The organism is Streptomyces sp. NPDC029466 (assembly GCF_055574515.1).
Genome location: NZ_JBVHZH010000005.1, coordinates 179,880 through 197,313, shown reverse-complemented (window position 1 = coordinate 197,313; position 17,434 = coordinate 179,880). Strand labels below are relative to the sequence as shown.

15 protein-coding genes are annotated in these 17,434 nt (G+C 74.4%); 7 read left to right on the top strand and 8 right to left on the bottom strand.

Annotated features, from left to right (window positions below; genetic code table 11):
* Positions 1-44: 44 nt before the first annotated feature.
* The 3 genes from ACZ4XD_RS07450 to ACZ4XD_RS07440 form a co-directional block, all read right to left on the bottom strand.
* Positions 45-239, bottom strand: coding sequence for a CsbD family protein (locus ACZ4XD_RS07450; RefSeq protein WP_042160405.1), 195 nt, complete (start codon positions 237-239; stop codon positions 45-47).
* Positions 240-363: 124 nt separating this feature from the next.
* Positions 364-2,376 (bottom strand): helix-turn-helix domain-containing protein, encoded by a 2,013-nt coding sequence (locus ACZ4XD_RS07445; protein WP_468039153.1) that lies wholly within the window; start codon positions 2,374-2,376, stop codon positions 364-366.
* 71 nt (positions 2,377-2,447) lie between these two features.
* A complete protein-coding gene (locus ACZ4XD_RS07440) occupies positions 2,448-3,242 on the bottom strand; it encodes a 3-hydroxybutyrate dehydrogenase (RefSeq protein ID WP_468039100.1) in 795 nt (264 codons plus the stop codon).
* Between the two features lie 285 nt (positions 3,243-3,527).
* Here ACZ4XD_RS07440 and ACZ4XD_RS07435 point away from each other — a divergent pair, with 285 nt between their 5' ends.
* Positions 3,528-4,073 carry a hypothetical protein gene (locus tag ACZ4XD_RS07435; protein ID WP_468039098.1) on the top strand — a complete coding sequence of 182 codons (546 nt, stop codon included), beginning with the start codon at positions 3,528-3,530 and terminating at the stop codon, positions 4,071-4,073.
* Positions 4,074-4,179: 106 nt separating this feature from the next.
* On the opposite strand, the gene ACZ4XD_RS07430 is transcribed toward ACZ4XD_RS07435, so the two are convergent.
* The 3 genes from ACZ4XD_RS07430 to ACZ4XD_RS07420 all read right to left on the bottom strand — a co-directional run bounded on the left by ACZ4XD_RS07430 (position 4,180) and on the right by ACZ4XD_RS07420 (position 6,320).
* On the bottom strand, positions 4,180-4,683 hold the full coding sequence (locus tag ACZ4XD_RS07430; protein WP_468039096.1) for an NUDIX hydrolase: 504 nt from the start codon (positions 4,681-4,683) through the stop codon (positions 4,180-4,182).
* 76 nt (positions 4,684-4,759) lie between these two features.
* The gene (locus ACZ4XD_RS07425; RefSeq protein WP_468039094.1) at positions 4,760-5,377 is read right to left on the bottom strand and encodes a hypothetical protein; all 618 of its coding nucleotides are present in this window, start codon (positions 5,375-5,377) and stop codon (positions 4,760-4,762) included.
* A 94-nt stretch (positions 5,378-5,471) separates the two neighbouring features.
* Positions 5,472-6,320: a glutamate racemase gene (locus ACZ4XD_RS07420; RefSeq protein WP_468039092.1), complete on the bottom strand. Its 849-nt coding sequence runs from the start codon at positions 6,318-6,320 to the stop codon at positions 5,472-5,474.
* A gap of 205 nt (positions 6,321-6,525) precedes the next feature.
* Here ACZ4XD_RS07420 and ACZ4XD_RS07415 point away from each other — a divergent pair, with 205 nt between their 5' ends.
* Positions 6,526-7,674, top strand: coding sequence for a glycosyltransferase (locus tag ACZ4XD_RS07415; protein ID WP_468039151.1), 1,149 nt, complete (start codon positions 6,526-6,528; stop codon positions 7,672-7,674).
* Positions 7,675-7,692: 18 nt separating this feature from the next.
* Here ACZ4XD_RS07415 and ACZ4XD_RS07410 read toward each other — a convergent pair whose 3' ends face one another.
* Entirely contained in the window at positions 7,693-9,096 is a 1,404-nt protein-coding gene (locus ACZ4XD_RS07410; protein WP_468039090.1) for a TerD family protein, read from the bottom strand.
* Positions 9,097-9,343: 247 nt separating this feature from the next.
* Between ACZ4XD_RS07410 and ACZ4XD_RS07405 the strand changes: the two genes are divergently transcribed.
* The 5 genes from ACZ4XD_RS07405 (at position 9,344) to ACZ4XD_RS07385 (ending at position 14,771) form a co-directional block, all read left to right on the top strand.
* Positions 9,344-9,796: a DUF6643 family protein gene (locus ACZ4XD_RS07405; RefSeq protein ID WP_468039088.1), complete on the top strand. Its 453-nt coding sequence runs from the start codon at positions 9,344-9,346 to the stop codon at positions 9,794-9,796.
* A 47-nt stretch (positions 9,797-9,843) separates the two neighbouring features.
* The gene (locus tag ACZ4XD_RS07400) at positions 9,844-10,668 is read left to right on the top strand and encodes an MOSC domain-containing protein (protein WP_468039086.1); all 825 of its coding nucleotides are present in this window, start codon (positions 9,844-9,846) and stop codon (positions 10,666-10,668) included.
* A 283-nt stretch (positions 10,669-10,951) separates the two neighbouring features.
* Positions 10,952-11,395 (top strand): ATP-binding protein, encoded by a 444-nt coding sequence (locus tag ACZ4XD_RS07395; protein WP_468039084.1) that lies wholly within the window; start codon positions 10,952-10,954, stop codon positions 11,393-11,395.
* 167 nt (positions 11,396-11,562) lie between these two features.
* Positions 11,563-12,165, top strand: a complete 603-nt coding sequence (locus ACZ4XD_RS07390; RefSeq protein ID WP_468039082.1) for an Rv1733c family protein — start codon at positions 11,563-11,565, stop codon at positions 12,163-12,165.
* A gap of 167 nt (positions 12,166-12,332) precedes the next feature.
* Positions 12,333-14,771: a right-handed parallel beta-helix repeat-containing protein gene (locus tag ACZ4XD_RS07385; protein WP_468039080.1), complete on the top strand. Its 2,439-nt coding sequence runs from the start codon at positions 12,333-12,335 to the stop codon at positions 14,769-14,771.
* On the opposite strand, the gene ACZ4XD_RS07380 is transcribed toward ACZ4XD_RS07385, so the two are convergent.
* Positions 14,741-17,155 carry a hypothetical protein gene (locus tag ACZ4XD_RS07380; protein ID WP_468039078.1) on the bottom strand — a complete coding sequence of 805 codons (2,415 nt, stop codon included), beginning with the start codon at positions 17,153-17,155 and terminating at the stop codon, positions 14,741-14,743. The two genes, ACZ4XD_RS07385 and ACZ4XD_RS07380, sit on opposite strands and share 31 nt — an antisense overlap.
* Positions 17,156-17,434: the final 279 nt, after the last annotated feature.

The following is a 17,434-nucleotide window of genomic DNA, read 5'->3' as shown; positions in this document are numbered from 1 at the left end:
CTCCGGGAGACGGGGCAGCAGGTCCGCCACGCCCCCGCCGGGCGTCAGGAGCGGCTCTTGCCCTTCATGGAGTCCTTCATCCCGCGGGCGTTCTCCTTGGCGTCGCTCATGGCCTCCTTGGCCCTGCCCTTGGCCTCGTCCGCGCGGCCCTCGCCCTTCAGCCGCTCGTCGCCCATGATCTTGCCGGCCTTCTGCTTGGCCTTGCCCTTCATCTTGTCCATGGCGCCCTTGTCACCCATGTCGTACTCCTCTGTCAGTGGGGGAAAGCTTCGGCACCACGCTGCCGCAGGTCGCGACGGCGCGCACCCGGAGGCGGCCATCCGTACGGACCGACGGTGAGCACGCCGCGGACCCTCGCCCCCGCTACGCGCCGGTATCGCCCACCACGGCGGAGGAGAGCCGGTGCAGCCGCAGCGCCAGCTGGATCTCCAGGGCGCGGGCCGGCGTCTGCCAGTCGGGTCCCAGCAGCCGGCTCACCCGGTCCAGGCGCTGCGCCACGGTGTTGACATGGACGTGCAGCGTCTCCTTGGTGCGGGCCGGGCTCATTCCGCAGGCGAAGTAGGCGCCGAGGGTGCGCAGCAGCTCCGTACCGCGGCGGGCGTCGTACTCGGTGACCGCGCCGAGCGTGCGGTGGACGAAGCCGTGCACATCGCGGGTGTCGGCGAGCAGCAGGCCGAGGAAGCCGAAGTCGGCGGCGGCCGCGCCCTGGCCGGCCCGGCCCAGCACACGCAGCGCCTCCCGGCAGCGGCCGGCCTCCGCGTAGGCGTCCGCGACCGCCGCGGGGCGGGCGGCCGGGGCCGGAGCCGAGGCGCCGACCGCGACGGGCAGACGCAGCGCGGCACCGAGCCGCGCCGCGGCCTCTCGGGCGGCGTGCGCCGGGTCGCCGTCGGGATCGAGCGGCAGCAGCAGGACGGCGCCGCCGTCCCGTAGGGCGGCCAGGCCCCGGCGGGTGGCGGCGAGATGAGAGGCCGCCGACCAGAGCCGGCGACGGCCGGCGCCGTGGGAGTGGGCGTCGTCCTCCCCGCCGTCGGGCCCGTCGGTCCGGGCGGCCAGGACGACATGCGGCACGTCCAGGTCGGCGCCGACGCGGGCCGCGCGTTCACGGAGCAGCCGGGGATCGCGGTCCGCGGCGTTCAGCAGACCGTCCAACAGCTCGCCGCGCACCCGCTGTTCGGCCTCGCCGGCGGTCCGCCGGGCGAGCAGGAGCAGGGAGGTGACCATGGCGGCCCGTTCCAGGGTCCGCTGGTCGACCGGGTCGAGGGCCGGATGGCCGCGCAGCACGAGGGCGCCCAGGACCTCGCCGCCGGCCCCTACCGCCGCGACCCAGTCCGCGCCGTCCCGTACGGCGTGCCCGTCGGCGCGCGAGCGGTCCAGTGCCTCGGCCGGTGCCGCGCCGGGCTCGGCGAACTCGACCTCGCCGTCCAGCACTTCCGCCACCGCCCCGGCGACGTCCTGGACCCCGCCGCCGCGCAGCACCAGTTCGGTCAGCCGGTCATGGACGTCCGAGGCCCGCTCGATGACCGCGCTGCGGTCGCGGATGATCTCGTTCGCGGCCTCCAGTTCGGTGAGCGTCTTACGGGTCCCGGCAAGGAGGTTGGCGGTGTCGATGGCGACGGCGGCATGCGCCGCGTGGGCGGCGAGCAGCGCGATCTGGCCGTGCTCGAAGACCCGCTCGCGCCGGTCCGCGGCGAACAGCACCCCGATCACACCGCTGCCCAGCAGCAACGGCACCCCGAGGATCGCCACCAGCCCCTCGTCCTGGACGCCCGAGTCGATGGTGCGGGTGTGCCGGAACCGCTCGTCGTGGAAGTAGCTGTCGGTGACATACGGGCGGGCGGTCTCCGCGACCAGCCCGCCCAGCCCCTCGCCCATACCGAGCCGCAGCTGCTGGAACCGCGCCGAGACCGAGCCGTCGGTGACCCGCATAAAGGTGTCACCGGCGGCCGGGTCGTGGAGGGTGAGGTAGGCGACCTCGGTGCCCAGGAGGGAGCGGGCCCGGCGGACGATCGCGCGCAGCACCGCGTCGAGGTCCCGCAGCCCGGCCAGGTCGTGCGCGGTGGCGTAGAGCGCGGACAGCTCGGCCTCCCGCCGCCGGCGGTCCTCCAGTTCGGCGCGCACCCGCAGCGCGCGGAGCTTGGCCCGCTCCAGTGCGGCGAGCCGGCCGGCGGACGCGCCCCCGGCGCGGGCGCGCAGCACCGGCCGCTCGTACTCCCCGGCCGCGGCGCCGGCGGCCAGCAGACCGAGGAAGGGCGCCTCGGCCGGGTCGTGGCCGTCTTCGCCGGGCGCCGTGCCGTCCGGTGCGTACGGAACGGGCGCCGTCCGCGGGGTGTGCACGGACTCGGGGCCCGGCTCGGGCGCCGGCTGTTCGGTGGGCATGGTCACCAGGGATACCTCCGGGTCGTCGCGGTGCGCCAGCCTCCGCCGCCCGGATACGGCCCGGGGGCCGCTCAGTGCGCGGTCCAGCCCCCGTCCAGGGCGAGCGAGGTGCCCGTCACGAAGGACGCCTCCGGGGTGCAGAGATAGGCGACGGCCTCGGCGACCTCTGCCGGTTCGACCAGCCGCTTGAGGGCGGAGTCGGCGAGCAGGATGTCGGCCAGTACGCGCTCCCCGGGGATGCCGTGCGCGGCGGCCTGGTCGGCGAGCTGCCGTTCGACCAACGGCGTGCGGACATAGCCGGGATTGACGCAGTTGCTGGTGACGCCGTGCGGGGCGCCCTCCAGCGCCGCGGTCTTGGACAGCCCTTCCAGACCGTGCTTCGCCGCGACATACGCCGACTTGAAGGGGGACGCCCGCAGCCCGTGCACGGACGAGATATTGATGACCCGGCCCCAGCCCCGCGCGTACATATGGGGCAGCGCGCCGCGCAGCAGCCGGAAGGGCGCCTCCAGCATCACGGTCAGGATCTGGTGGAAGACCTCGGGCGGGAACTCCTCGATGGGCCGGACGAGCTGGAGGCCCGCGTTGTTGACCAGCAGATCGGTGCCGGCCGCGATCCGCTCGGCGGCGTCCAGATCGGTGAGATCCAGCGGGCACGGTTCGATCCGGCCGCCGGCGCCGTTCGGGTGGTCGGCCGCGAGGCGGGCCAGGCCGTCGGTGTCCCGGTCGACCGCGCGCACCGTGGCGCCGGCCGCCGCCAGCCGCAGCGCGCAGGCGCGTCCGATGCCCCCGGCCGCACCGGTGACGAGAGCGGTACGGCCGTCGAGATCGAGGGATACCGGGCCTGGGGTGCCGATCGCGGTCATGTCCGCACCCTAGGCAGCGGGCGGTCCGGCACCGATGTGGCCCGGCCCCACACTTGGCGGCCCGGGTGTGGTGGCGGCACCTGCCGGGCACCACCGGCGGACCGCAGCCGCCCGGTTACCGGGCCTCCGGCAACTCCCCGGCGTGGGGCCTGCCACGCCCCGGGCCACGGCCCATGGGCGTCACCCGAACGGCCGCCCCGGATCGCCCGGCGCCCGGCGGGCTCCTAAGGTCTGTGCGGTGGGGCGGCATGCCGGCTGCGCACCGCCGCCACCAGGGAGGCCGACATGCGGAGACTCATCGCCGTACCGACGGTGCTGCTCGCGCTGGCCGCCGCGGGCTGCGGGGACGCGGACGGCGGCCAGGACACGACGGCCGCGGCCTCTCCCACCGGCACCGGGCCGGACCGTACCCCGGGCGGTGGGGCGGGCTCCGCTTCCCCGACCGTCCCCGGCCAGCCGGTGAACTGCGGTGAACTCCCCCACGCGCTGGGCCCGGAAGGAGACGTCACGCTCTTCGCCGACCCCGGGGCCGGGGGCACGGTGGGCTGCGGGGAGGCCCGCACGGTGATGTCCGAGTTCTTTCTGCGGGCGCCGCGGGACGCCCGCGACGACCGGGCCACGCTCTCCGTACGCGGCTGGGTCTGCCAGTACGAGAGCGGCCCCACCGGCACCTGGATCACCACCTGCCGCAAGGCCGAGCGGGAGATGCACACGGAGGAGCCGCCCGGCGCGAACACCGACGAGCCCGGTTCCCCGGACGAGTCGGAGCTGCCGCCGCTTCCCGACGAAACCTCCGACCCGTTGGACGAGCCGTCGACGGAGGAGTTGTAGCCCGCCGCCCGGCACCGACGCCCGTCGCACGACCCCGTGGCCCGTCGCCCGTCGCCCGTCGCCCGTCGCCCCGAAGCCTGAACCCCCGGAGGCGGCCGCCGGGGGTTCAGGCTTCCGGGTACCGGCCCGGCGGCTCCTCGTCCATCCTGTGGAACCACGTCGGCCCGGCCTCCAGCGCCCGCTTGATCCGGGTCAGCGCGTACTCCTCAAGCTCGGGCAGGGCGTCCACGGCGAACCAGCCGACCTCCAGCGACTCGTCGTCATTGACCCGCGCCGCACCGCCGACCGCCCGGCAGCGCAGCGTCACATCCATGAACTGGCAGACATCGCCGTTGGGGTAGCGGGTGGGCGGCATGGTCTCGACGAGGACGATGCCCTCGGGGACGACCCGTACGGCGGTCTCCTCGTAGACCTCCCGCACCGCGGTCTCGGCGGGCTGCTCGCCGGGCTCGGGGATGCCCCCGATCACCGACCAGCCACCGGTGTCGACCCGCCTTCCCAGCAGGACCCGGCCCTGGTCATCGAAGACGACCGCGCTCACCCCGGGCAGCCAGAGGAGCTGCCGGCCGATGGAGTTCCGGAGGTCACGGATGAAGTCGGGGGTTGCCATGGGTCCGACCCTACGGGACGTCTCCGGCCCGCCCCGCCCGCAGTACGCGCACCGGCACACCCTTCCCGCGCGGCGCTCAGGTGCCCGCCGGAGTCCCCTCGCGCGGCCGGAGCCGGCCCCGGATCGCCCGGACGGCGCCCTCGGCGTCATCGACGGTAATGGTGAAGGTCATCCCGTCACCGAGCCGGAGCACCACGCCCTCGCCCCGGCGGACCACCACGGCGGTGCCCTGTTCGGGGCGCCAGCGGTAGCCCCAGCCGCCCCAGTGGCGGGGCGTGACCTGGGGGGTGAAATCGGCGCCGACGACGGTGTCGAGCGGAATCCGGCGGCGTGGCACCCCTATATGGCCGCACCGTACTTCCAGGCATTCCTTGTCGACGCGTACCGCGACATGGACGAAGGCGAGCGTGCCGAAGAGCACCAGCAGACCGGCCGCGACACAGCCCACCACCGACATCACCAGGGGTGCGCGCCCCGACGTCCAGTTGCTCTCGACGGCGAGCAGGATGCCCAGCGCCAGACAGGCCGCGCCGATCGCGGCCAGCAGCCACTGGATGCGGTTGGTGGCGCTGCCGTGCCAGACCTCGGGGATCTCGGCATGGGAGCCGCCGCCGGGGCGCGCTCCACTGTCGTCGCCGTCGGTACTGCCGTGGTTACCGGGGGCTGCTGCCCCCTCGTGGGGGTGGTCCCTCATGAAACGCAGCGTACGCGTCTTTGCACCCCGTGGCAGTGCGTCGGACGGCCCCATTCCGGCCCGGGTTGCGAGGCCGGAGACGTCAGGGGTGACGTCAGCGGCGGGCGGTCGCGGCTGCTCCGTCGGGCGCGGGGGCAGCCGGCAGCGCGTCTTCCGGCGCCAGGTCCGTACGGCTCCGGGCGAGCAGCCGGCCCTCGGCGTAGGCGAGCGCCACGGCCGGCAGTCCGGCGGGGCGGCCGCTGAGGATCACGCTGAGGGCACCGGTCGGCGCGGCCGCCGGAGCCGGTTCGGCACCGATACGGCGCAGCGCCTGGGCAGCGACCGCCTCGGCGGAGCCGTGCAGGACGAGCGCGGGGGCGCCGGGCTGCTGGAGGGCGGCCCGGATCCGTTCGGCGACCAGCTCGTAGTGGGTGCAGCCCAGGACGACGGTCCGCACGTCCCGTGGGGTGAGATGGGCGGCGGCCTCGATGGCGTCGTCGATCGCGGCCTCGTCGGCGACCTGGACCGCGTGGGCGAGCCCCGGGCACGGCACACCCGTGATCTCCAGCCCGCGCCCGAACCGGTCGATCAGATCCCGCTGGTAGGGGCTGCCGGTGGTGGCGGGGGTCGCCCAGATGGCGACCGGGCCGCCGCCGGCCGCGGCGGGCTTGATCGCCGGGACGGTGCCGATGACCGGGATCTGCGGTTCCAGTTCGGCGCGGAGCGCGGGCAGCGCGTGCACGGACGCGGTGTTGCAGGCGACGATCAGGGCGTCGGGGCGGTGCGCGGCCGCCGCGCGGGCCACGGCCAGCGCATGAGCGGTGACATCGTCGGGGGTGCGGGGGCCCCACGGCATCCCGTCGGGGTCGGAGGAGAGGACCAGATCGGCGTCCGGCCGCAGTCGCCGCATGGCGGCGGCCGCCGCGAGCAGCCCGGTCCCGGAGTCCATCAGCGCGATCTTCACCCGGACACTTTACTCAGCCGCCCGTCCGGCTTGTCATACCGGGCGGCGCGGCCAGGCGCCCCCCGGTGACCGCCGGACCGGTCTCCGCCCGGCGCCTCCCCGGCCTCTTCCCTCACCTTCCGGCCCGGCCTCGCCGTCCTCCCGACACCGTGTCGCGCGCCGGTGTGTGCCGGGTGCGGTGCGGCAGACTGCGGCCGTGGGAGCGATGGAGTGGATCGGTGCCGGGTCCCTGCTGGCCTGGGTGTGGCTGCTGCTGGGTCAGGGCTTCTTCTGGCGGACGGACGTACGGCTGCCGGACCGCCGGGATCCGGAGCGCTGGCCGTCGGTCGGTGTGGTGGTCCCCGCGCGGGACGAGGCCGCGGTGCTGCCGGACAGCCTGCCGTCGCTGCTCGGGCAGAAGTACCCGGGCCGGGCTGAGGTGTTCCTGGTGGACGACGGCAGTACGGACGGGACCGGCGCACTGGCCCGGCGCCTGGCGGCCGCGCGGGGCGGGCTGCCGCTGACGGTGTCCGCGCCCGGCGAGCCCGAGCCGGGATGGACGGGGAAGCTGTGGGCCGTACGGCACGGGATGGCGCTGGCGCGGGAGCGTGTCGCGCCGGAGTATCTGCTGCTGACCGACGCGGATATCGCGCACGAGCCGGACAGCCTGCGGGAGTTGGTGGCGGCGGCCCGGTCGGCGGAGCTGGATCTGGTCTCCCAGATGGCGCGGCTGCGGGTGGTGACGTTCTGGGAGCGGCTGATCGTGCCGGCGTTCGTCTACTTCTTCGGGCAGCTCTACCCCTTCCGCTGGGTCAACCGGCCCGGGGCGCGGACCGCGGCCGCGGCCGGGGGCTGTGTGCTGCTGCGGCGGGAGGCCGCGGAGCGGGCGGGCATCCCGGAGGCGATCCGGCATGCGGTGATCGACGATGTGACGCTGGCGCGGTCGGTCAAGCGCGGCGGCGGGCGGATCTGGCTGGGTCTGGCGGACCGGGTGGACAGCGTGCGGCCGTATCCCGGGCCCGGCACGCTGTGGCGGATGGTGTCCCGCAGCGCGTACGCCCAACTGCGGCACCGGCCCCTGCTGCTGCTCGGCACGGTGCTGGGCCTGGCGCTGGTCTATCTGGCGCCGCCCGTCGCGCTGGTGGCCGGACTGGCCGGCGGCGGCCCGGTGCTCGCGGCGCTGGGCGGGGCGGCCTGGGCGGTGATGAGCGGGACCTATCTGCCGATGCTGCGCTACTACGGACAGCCGCTGTGGGCGGCGCCGCTGCTGCCCTTCACCGCACTGCTCTATCTCCTGATGACGGTGGACTCGGCGGTGCAGCACTACCGGGGGCGCGGCGCGGCCTGGAAGGGCCGGACGTATCCGGCGCCCTGAGCGGCGCCCCCGGTGGGGTCACTTGCGGGCCGGTGACCAGTCCAGGCCCCAGCCGTAGGCGTAGTCGACGGTGCGCTGCGGGCTGACTCCGGGTTCGGGGACCAGGTAGCGGGCCTCGCGCTGGACGACGAGTTCACTGCCGGTGTTGGTGATCAGCGCCAGCGCGCAGACGTTGGAGGGCACCGTGCAGGCGTCCAGGGTGAAGTCGACCGGGGCACCGTGCTGGGGCTGGAGGGTGACGGTCGCGTTCAGCCCCTCGAAGCTGCGGGCGCCGGCGTAGACGGTGACGAAGATCAGGATGCGCTTGATGCGGTCCTGGTGGTCGAGGTTGATGGTCATGTTCTCGCCGGCCGCGACGCCGCCGGTGCGGTCGTCGCCGTCGAGCTGGATGTACGGCGGGGCGTGCAGGGCGCCGAAGTTGTTGCCCAGCGGATGGACCACGCCCGCGGCGCCGTCGGTGAGTTGGTAGAGCGCGCACAGGTCGAGATCGAGCTCCCCGGAGGGCAGCAGGGCGCCGCGGGCACCCATGGCCTCCATCGCCTTGCGGCCGAGCTTCTTGCCCAGCCGCTTGCCCGCCGAACCGGCGCTCCAGTTGAGGTTCACCCGCATCGCGCCGGAGGTGCCGCCCTGCTTCGTCAGGGAGACGGCCGGGGCCTCCTTCGTGAGGGTGACCTTGGTCAGACGCACGGGCGCGGGGGCGGGCGCGGGCTGCCCCGGCGGGGGCGGGACAGACGCCGCCGGCTGCCCCGTGGGCGGCGGGGGCGCCGTCGGCGGAGCCATGGGGGGCGCGGGCGGCTGGGGCGGCGGCGCCATCTGCGGCGCGGGCGCTATGGCCGGGGGCGCGGCGGGCGGCGGAGCGGGCGCGGCGGAGGCCGGGGCCGGAGCCGGGGGCGCCGCCGGTTCCTCGACGCTGATGCCGAAGTCGGTGGCCAGACCGGCCAGACCGGTGGCGTACCCCTGCCCCACCGCACGGAACTTCCAGCCGCCCTGGCGCCGGTAGAGCTCACCGAGGACGAAGGCGGTCTCGGTGCCGGCGTCCTGGCTGTCGAAGCGGGCGAGTTCGGCGCCGTCCGCGGCGTCCAGCACCCGGATGTACAGCCCAGGGACGCTGCCGAAGCTGCCGCCGTCGGCGGAGGCGGCGAGCACCACCGTGTCGACGGCGGGTTCGACGGCGGCCAGATCGACCGCGAGGCAGTCGGTCATCGCGCCGCCGGCCGGGCGCTTGCCTTCGTGGCGTACGGCGCCGGAGGCGTGCGCGGCCTGGTTGTAGAAGACGAAGTCGCCGTCGTCGCGGACCTTTCCGGACACCAGCAGCAGGGCGGAGGCGTCCACGTCCGGTGTCCCCGGGGCCGTCTGCCGGCCCAGTTCGACCCGGACCGCCGGAGCCGGGACCGGAACATTGCTGCCCTTGAGCATCGACATCGCCGCGCCTTCCTCTCGTCCGCCGTGCCCCGTCGGTGGTGGCACACCCCAACCTACTTGTCCCCCACCACTCCGAACGCCCCTTGTTCACCAGCGAGAAGCGAGGTCTTTACATGATTCCTACGGGCGATCGCGACCGATTTCCCCAAGTTCGCTCACATTGGTGCTCCATGGCCGCTCCGAACACGTAAAACAACCCTCTTTCCAGACTCCCCAATCGGCACATCGTGGGCTTAACTTATGAGGCATGACCTCCCCCCGCTCTACCTACGGCGGCGGCTACTACGCTTCGCCCTCCTTCCCGGACACCCCGATCTACGACAGCCTCGTCGCAGAGCGCGGTACGCCGCAGATCGCCCCGATCCGGGTGAACCCCTCCCCCTACGAGACGGGTTCGTCCTATTTGCCGGCGCTGCCCTCGGCACTGCCGGCGCTCCCGGCCGCGCCCTCCCACCCCTCGCCCGCGCAGGGTTACCCGGGAGCGGCCGCCCAGCCGGTCGCCCCGCTCCAGCAGGCACCCGCGCCGTACATCCCGCAGCAGGCGGGTTCCCGCGGCTATCAGTCCCCGCCACAGCAGCAGCCCCAGCGCCCGCCCATGGGCACGGGGTACGAGGCGATGCGCCCGGCCGCGCCGGTCGCGCCGCGCCCCGCCTCGCCCTACGACGATCCGTACGGCCGCCAGTACCCGCGCGGGTACTGACCCGGCCCATCGGCCAACTGTCCGAGGCGGCTGGCAGGATGGCAGGCATGCCGAAGCCTGCGCTCCAGTCGATCCATCTCTACCCGGTCAAATCCATTGCGGGGTCCGGTCCCGGCGAGGCGGTCGTGGAGCCGTGGGGGCTCGCCGGGGACCGACGCTGGCTGCTGGTGGATGCCGAGGGCAGGCAGCTCACCCAACGGCAGCAGCCGCTGCTGGCGTTGGCGCGCGCCGAGGGGCTGCCGGGCGGTGCCCTCGGGCTCACCGCGCCCGGGAGGGAGCCGCTGACGGTCGCGGTGCCCGGGTCCGGGGAGACGGTTCCGGTCGAGGTCTGGAAGGACGAGGTCGAGGCGGTGCCCGCGGGCCCGGAGGCGGCCGAGTGGTTCCGCGGGTATCTGGGCGTCGAGTGCCGGCTGGTGTATCTCGACGCCCCGGAGAAGCGCCGGCCCGTCGACCCGGCGTACTCCGCGCCCGGCGACACGGTCAGCTTCGCCGACGGCTTCCCGCTGCTGCTGACCACCACCTCCTCGCTGGACGCCCTCAACTCGCTCATCGCGCAGGGCGACCACGCCGACGAGGGGCCGCTACCCATGAACCGTTTCCGGCCCAATGTGGTCGTGGACGGCACCGCGCCCTGGGCGGAGGACGACTGGCGCCGGATCCGTATCGGCGAGGTGGACTTCGAGGTGGCCAAGCCCTGCTCACGCTGCGTGGTCACGACAACCGACCAGCGCACCGCCGAGCGCGGCAAGGAACCGCTGCGCACCCTCGCCCACCACCGCCGCTTCGGTGACCGGCTGGTCTTCGGCCAGAATCTGATACCCCGTGGGGTCGGCACGATCCGGGTCGGCGACCCGTTCGAGATACTCGGCTGACGGGCCGGCACGCGCCCCGCGCCGTGGGGTCTCCCGACCGCCGGCGGGCCGCCGCGGCCCGGTGACCATCTGTCCGCGGTATGCGCCCGGCGGCTCACCGTCGATCCGAGCCGGCCGCACGTCCTGTCGGCCGGCTGCGCGGTCAGCCTGCTCCCGCCGGCCCGGGACGCCGCGCGGCCGTGAACTGATCGAGGTGCGCTGCGACCGCGGGCGGTGCCGGTTGCCGCGCCGGCTGGGCGCCGGGAGGGGTGCCACGGCTGGTCCTGACGGAGGTGGTGCGCGCGTGGTGAGCTCCGGTCCGGCCGAGGTGCCGGCGGAGGAGGCCGGCCACCGGCTGCTGGAGCGGCGTTTCACCGCCCGGCTGCTGCCGCAACTGCGGCTGCTGGTCGAGGAGTGCGCGGCCCGGGAGGGCCTGGGCGAGCCACGGCGCGGCGAGTTCGTGCTGGCGGTGGACGAGATCGCGGGCAACGCCGTGGAGCATGCGGGCGGCTCCGGGCGGCTGGTGCTGCGTCGGGTGGGCGAGGAACTGGAGTGCCGGATCAGCGATGCCGGGCCCGGGTTCACCGAGGAGGTGATCCCCGAGCTGCTGCCCGGCCTGGACGGCGCGCCGAAGGGGCGCGGGCTGTGGCTGGCGCGCCTGGTGGCGGACCGGTTCGCGGTGACGGGCGGGGCGCCGGACACGGGCCCGCCGGGCGCCGTGGTGACGATAGCCGTACGGCTGCGCTGACCAGGCAGAAGACCGGTTCCGGCGAGCCCGGGGGCCAAGCAGATCCCGGCCCCGTTCCGTACGCCCGGATGTTGCCTTTTGTACGCGGTGATGTTGCTCTCTCTTCGCAGAACTCTCGCATGGATCACCCCTGATGCGGTATTCACGGACACGGAGAGGGGGCAACGATGCGAGCGATGAGAGGCGTATGGCGCTGGCGGGGCAATCCGCTGCGGCGCCGGACCGATCGGATCGAGGCCTGGGTGGCGCTCGTCGCGGCCCTCCTGATCGCCCTCGGGGCGAGCTCCGCGGGCTGGCTCACCGGACGGGCCGCGCAGGGCGCGCTGCTGGAGGCCGCACGGATACAGCACCAGCAGCGGCATCTGGTGTGGGTCACGGTCGACCGGCTGCTCTCCCGGACCCCGCTCGACCCCGATCCGGAGACCTCCTCGCAGCGCGATGCGCACCGCCGGGTCCTCGCCCGCTGGACGGCCCGGGACGGCAGCGCACATATCGGGCAGCTCGCCGCGCCCCGTCCGGTGGAGACCGGTGAGCGGTTCCGGATCTGGACGGACGACCGGGGCCGGGTGGTGCCGCGGCCGATGGACGCGAGTACGGCGGCCACCCATGCGGTGCTGGCCGGGCTGGGCACCACGGCCGGGGTCGGCATGATGATCGAGGGTGCCCGGCGGATGGTCGTCTGGCAGCTGATGGTGCGTCGTTTCCGCCGCTGGGACCAGGAGTGGAAGCGGGCCGGCCAGGACTGGGGCCGGGCCGACGCGGGCAGTTGAGCGGCCGCCTTTCGAGGCGGCTGACCGTGTCAACTGCCGCCCGCCGGGCGCGCTACGGTGGTGGCGCCAGCCTCTCGGCTGGGGCCTCGCAGACCGGAATACGGACATCCGCGGACGGATGGTGCCGGGCCGACAACAGCCGCACGAAGTGGGGGCACGACAGCGCCATGGCACAGGGCTCGGTCCAGGTGACGCACTCCGGAACGTCCCGTTGGCGACGCCGTACAGGGGAGTACAGCTCGCTCGCCGCCGCGCTGGAGGCCGCCGGGGACGGTGATGTGCTGACCGTCCCGGCCGGTACCTACCGCGAGAATCTGGTGCTGGCGCGCGCGGTGACGCTGCGCGGCCCGGACGGCGCGCGCGGTTCGGTGCGGATCGCCCCGTCCGACGGGGTGGCGCTGACGGTACGTGCCTCGGCGACCGTCCACGATCTGCATCTGGAGGCGACGGATTCGGCCGCGCCCGCGCTGCTGGTGGAGGACGGCGCCCCGGAGCTGGCCGGGCTGCGGGTGGTGACCCGGTCCGCGTCCGGCATCGAGGTCCGCGGCGGCGCCCGCCCCACGGTGCGCCGTTGCACGGTCGACAACGCGGGCGGCGTGGGCATCAGCGTCCTGGACGGCGCCGGCGGGGTCTTCGAGGAGTGCGAGGTGATGGCAGCCGGGCAGGCCGGCGTGGCGGTGCGCGGCGGGGCCCACCCCCGGCTGGAGAACTGCCGGATCCACCACGCTTCGGGCGCCGGGCTGTCACTGCACGGCGAGGGCAGCGCGGTCGAGGCGGTGGGCTGCGAGCTGTACGAGATCAAGGGCGCGGGGATCCAGGTCGCGTCGCGGGCCACCGGGCACTTCACCGACTGCACGGTCCACCGCACCTCCGCCGACGGCGTCACCCTGGACACCGACGCGGTGCTCACCCTCGCCGACTGCGACATCCACGACATCCCGGAGAACGCCGTCGATCTGCGGTCCCGTTCGGTGCTGACGCTGACCCGCAGCACGGTGCGGCACTTCGGACGCAACGGGCTGTCCGTCTGGGACCCGGGCACCCGCGTGGACGCCAACCAGTGCGAGATCCACGACAGTACGGGCGACTACCCGGCGGTGTGGGTGAGCGACGGCGCCACCGCCGTACTGGACGCGACCCGGGTGCACGACGTCCCGGACGCGCTGTTCGTCCTGGACCGGGGCTCCCGCGCCGATGTCGTCGACTGCGATATCGCGCAGGTCCGCAACACCGCGGTGTCGGTGAGCGACGGGGCGACCGTGCAGCTGGACGACTGCCGGATCCGGGAGGCCGCGACGGGCGCCTGGTTCCGGGACCACGGCAGCGGCGGCACCCTCGCCAACTGCACCATCGACGGTGCGCAGACCGGCGTGATCGTCACCAAGGGCGCGGACCCCACCATCGAGGGCTGCACGGTCAGTTCCCCGGCCGAGGCCGGCTTCTATGTCTCCGCGGAGGGCCGCGGCACCTTCCAGGGCTGCCGGGTCACCGGGAGTTCGGGCTTCGGCTTCCATGTGATCGACGGCTGCCGTACGACGCTGACGCGGTGCCGTACGGAGCGGTGTGCCCGCGGCGGCTACGAATTCGCCGAGGGCGGGGCCGGGCAGGGCGACGGGCCGACGGTGCAGGACTGCACCAGCGACGAGAGCCGTGCCGTACCGACACCGGCCGCCGGTGCGACGGCACCCGCGGTGCAGCAGATGACGCAGACGGCCGGGCTGCTGGGCAACGTCCCGGCGCAGGGCCCGCCGCCGGCCGTACCGGCGCCGGCGGCCGCGGAGCCGGCCGTCAGCAGCCGGCCCTCCGACGAGGTGCTGGGCGAGCTGGACACCCTCGTGGGGCTGGAGAGCGTCAAGCGTGAGGTGCGCAGCCTGATCAACATGATCGAGGTGGGGCGCCGGCGGCAGGAGGCGGGGCTGAAGGCCGCGTCGGTGCGCCGCCATCTGGTCTTCACCGGCTCCCCCGGCACGGGCAAGACGACCGTGGCCCGGCTGTACGGCGAAATCCTGGCGTCCCTGGCGGTGTTGGAGCGCGGGCATCTGGTCGAGGTGTCCCGGGTGGACCTGGTGGGCGAGCACATCGGCTCCACGGCGATCCGTACCCAGGAGGCGTTCGACCGGGCGCGCGGCGGGGTGCTCTTCATCGACGAGGCGTACGCCCTCTCCCCCGAGGACTCCGGGCGGGACTTCGGGAAGGAGGCCATCGACACCCTCGTGAAGCTGATGGAGGACCACCGGGAGGCGGTGGTGGTGATCGTGGCGGGCTACACCGCCGAGATGGAGCGCTTCCTGGCGGTCAACCCCGGTGTGGCGTCCCGTTTCTCACGGACCATCACCTTTGGTGACTACGCGCCCGAGGAGCTGCTGCGGATCGTCGAGCAGCAGGGCGAGGAGCATGAGTACCGCCTCGCCGAGGGGGCCGGCGAGGCGCTGCTGAAGTACTTCACCGCTCTGCCCAAGGGCCCCTCCTTCGGCAACGGCCGTACCGCACGGCAGACGTTCGAGGCGATGGTCGAGCGGCACGCGGGCCGGGTGGCGCAGCTGACCGACCCGAGCACCGACGACCTGACCCTCCTCTACCCGGAGGACCTGCCCGAACTCCCCTGATCCTGACGGTCGTTGGCCCGCTCGTCAGCGGGCCGCTGGCCCGGCAGGTCCGGGCCGAGCCGGGCGATGAGTTCGGCGCGGACCGTCTCGAAGACCGGGTCGGCCTGGTAGTCGCCATGGCCCAGGATCTGGGCGGGCAGCGGGTTCTGCAGCGTGCGGCCGAAGGAGAGCGGGTCGCGCAGCGGCCCCTGGTCGATCCGCCGGCCGCCCTCGCAGGTGAGCCGGATCGGGCCGCCGATGGGGTCGGTGAAGCGCCACAGATTGCGCCAGTCGTCCATCTCGCGGTGCAGTCCGGTCAGCGCGGGCGGCCCGAAGAAGGCGGGGAACCAGCGCCCGTAGAGACGCTCCAGGGGGCTGCCGTACGTCAGCAGGGCGACACGGCTGCGGGTGACCAGGTCCAGCTGCCAGACCGCGGCGGCCGCCAGCACACTGCCCTGGGAGTGCCCGGAGAGGACCAGCCGGCCGTCGAACCGCTCGGTCCAGGTGGCCATCCGCCAGGTGAGGTCGGGGACGGCGCGCTCGGCGTAGCAGGGCGGTGCGAAGGGGTGGGCGGCGCGGGGCCAGAACGTGCCGACGTCCCAGAGGATGCCGATGGTGCGGCGGGCGGAGTGGTCGCGGTAGGCGCGCCGGCCCATGGTGATCAGCAGTATGACGCCGGCGCCCATCAGCCAGGACCCCAGGGACTCCGCGGTCTCGGCGGCGGCGTGCACGACGGGCGGTGCGCCTTCGGTGGCCCGGCCGGGCGCCCGGCCGGTGAGCCATGCGCCGATCACCGCACCGGCTCCGAGGATGAGGGTGACGGCGGAGGTGGCCGCGATCAGGACGGGCGCGGAGTCGGTGAGTCCGGCGCCGGCGATGGTCGCGGCGATGCGCTTGGTGCGGCCCGCGTCGGGCTGCTCGCGCGGGTCATAGAGCCCGGGGACGTCCTTGGTCACCCGGTTGCGGACGATCACCACGCGGATGGCGGCGAGCACCGCGACCGCGGCGACGACCACCAGCAGCGCGGGGATGACCGAGGCCTGCCAGGACAGCAGGACCGGCGGCCCGGGGATGGGGGCGTGCGCCTGACCGGGGGTCGCGCCGCCGTCCAGCCAGTCAGCGAAGCGCTGGGCGACGCCCCCGGACAGCACCCCGCCGACCGCACACGCCAGCAGTGCGACGGCGGGCCCGCCCATGCCGCGCAGCGCGGTACGGGCGTCGTCGCGGGCGGCACGCTGCAGTACCCCGGCGGTCATCGCCAGCGCCAGGACCAGCACACCCTGGAAGACGGCGATCCCGCCGAAGGCGTCGGCGCCGGGCAGCGGGCCGTGGCTGTGCGCACCGGGGCGGGCCCAGCCGGTGTGCACCATGGTCAGCGCCAGCACCACCAGGGAGGCGAACGGCAGCGCCCGTACGACCAGGTGGTCCGAGGAGACGTCCGGTGCGCCCTCACTGCGGGCGGTGCGCCAGACCACGATCAGGGTGGCGGCGGCGAGCACGATGACCAGGGCGGTCAGCGCCCGGCCGGTGACCGCGAGGACGGGGTGGCCGCCGTCCCCGTCGGCCTTCGCGGCGGCGGCGAGCAGCACCGCGGCCACGGTCAGCACCCCGGCCGTGGCGTGCGCGGCACGCAGCCTGGCGACCAGCCGGCGGCCGTACCAGAAGCCCTCACGGCTGAGCGCGGTGCGTTCGGCGACCGGGGTGTCGCGGGAGGTGCCGGGCAGCCGCGGCGGCGGTGAGGCGGATTCGTAGGCGCTCCAGGTGCGGCGCGAGAGCCCCCACAGGAAGCCGATGACGAGCAGCGGCACCACGGACGCGAGCGCGAGACGGCGGCCCGGGGCGCTCCACCAGCCGGAGTTGTCGGGGCTGAGGAAGCCCATCCAGGATTTGCCGGCGGCGCAGACGGTGGTGCCGGCGCACTGCCAGGCGGTGAGGTCGAGGGCCACCTCACAGGCCGCGGCGGCGAGCAGGACCGTCAGCGTGAGGGCGAGGATGCGGACGAGCAGGTCGTAGATCCGCTGGGCCGGGTGCTCGGACGGGGCGGCCGGGCGCATCCAATGGGCGAGGTTGGCGACCATGAAGGGCACCAGGATCAGCCACAGGGCGCGGGCGCCGTTGCCCGAGGTGAGGTTGGACCAGCAGTACGCCTCGCGGACGGGCTCACCCCGGTAGTCGTCGGGGCGTTGCTCGGCGTCCGCGTCGTCGGTGCGGCGGTAGCAGGCGGCGGTGTCGTCGCCGGTGATCAGCTGGACGCGTGGGTCGCCGAGCATCTCCTGGGCGGTGGTACCGCCGACGCCGTGCACCAGCAGCTCCAGGGAGAGCTGTGGTGCGGTGCGCGGTGGCCCAACTGCTGCGGTGTCACGGTCCGTTGAGCGGGCGTGCGGTGTCGGATCCGCGGTCTCCACTGAATTCCCCCGTAGTCGGTGCGGCGCCGTGCGGTGCGGCGCCCCCAGGATTGTCTCTTCCCCACGCGGGGACATCCAGCACCAAAGGGGGGTGGTGTTCTGGGGGGCACCCATCGCCCTCCCCCAGCCCGCCCTCACACCCCCGCTCCCCCACCTCACCCCACCCGGCACACACCGTCATCCCGCCCCGGGCACCCACCTCACCCCGCCCACCCCACGCCCTCTCACCCGACCACTCCGTCGCTGTCAGCGCCTCGTGCGAGGATGAGGGCATCAGTG

Coding starts and splice junctions, on each gene's coding strand:
- ACZ4XD_RS07405 (WP_468039088.1), top strand. CDS start 9,344: ATGACCTCCCCCCGCTCTACCTACGGCGGCGGCTACTACGCTTCGCCC.
- ACZ4XD_RS07410 (WP_468039090.1), bottom strand. CDS start 9,096: ATGTCGATGCTCAAGGGCAGCAATGTTCCGGTCCCGGCTCCGGCGGTC.
- ACZ4XD_RS07385 (WP_468039080.1), top strand. CDS start 12,333: ATGGCACAGGGCTCGGTCCAGGTGACGCACTCCGGAACGTCCCGTTGG.
- ACZ4XD_RS07415 (WP_468039151.1), top strand. CDS start 6,526: ATGGAGTGGATCGGTGCCGGGTCCCTGCTGGCCTGGGTGTGGCTGCTG.
- ACZ4XD_RS07435 (WP_468039098.1), top strand. CDS start 3,528: ATGCGGAGACTCATCGCCGTACCGACGGTGCTGCTCGCGCTGGCCGCC.
- ACZ4XD_RS07445 (WP_468039153.1), bottom strand. CDS start 2,376: ATGCCCACCGAACAGCCGGCGCCCGAGCCGGGCCCCGAGTCCGTGCAC.
- ACZ4XD_RS07450 (WP_042160405.1), bottom strand. CDS start 239: ATGGGTGACAAGGGCGCCATGGACAAGATGAAGGGCAAGGCCAAGCAG.
- ACZ4XD_RS07430 (WP_468039096.1), bottom strand. CDS start 4,683: ATGGCAACCCCCGACTTCATCCGTGACCTCCGGAACTCCATCGGCCGG.
- ACZ4XD_RS07400 (WP_468039086.1), top strand. CDS start 9,844: ATGCCGAAGCCTGCGCTCCAGTCGATCCATCTCTACCCGGTCAAATCC.
- ACZ4XD_RS07390 (WP_468039082.1), top strand. CDS start 11,563: ATGCGAGCGATGAGAGGCGTATGGCGCTGGCGGGGCAATCCGCTGCGG.
- ACZ4XD_RS07440 (WP_468039100.1), bottom strand. CDS start 3,242: ATGACCGCGATCGGCACCCCAGGCCCGGTATCCCTCGATCTCGACGGC.
- ACZ4XD_RS07425 (WP_468039094.1), bottom strand. CDS start 5,377: ATGAGGGACCACCCCCACGAGGGGGCAGCAGCCCCCGGTAACCACGGC.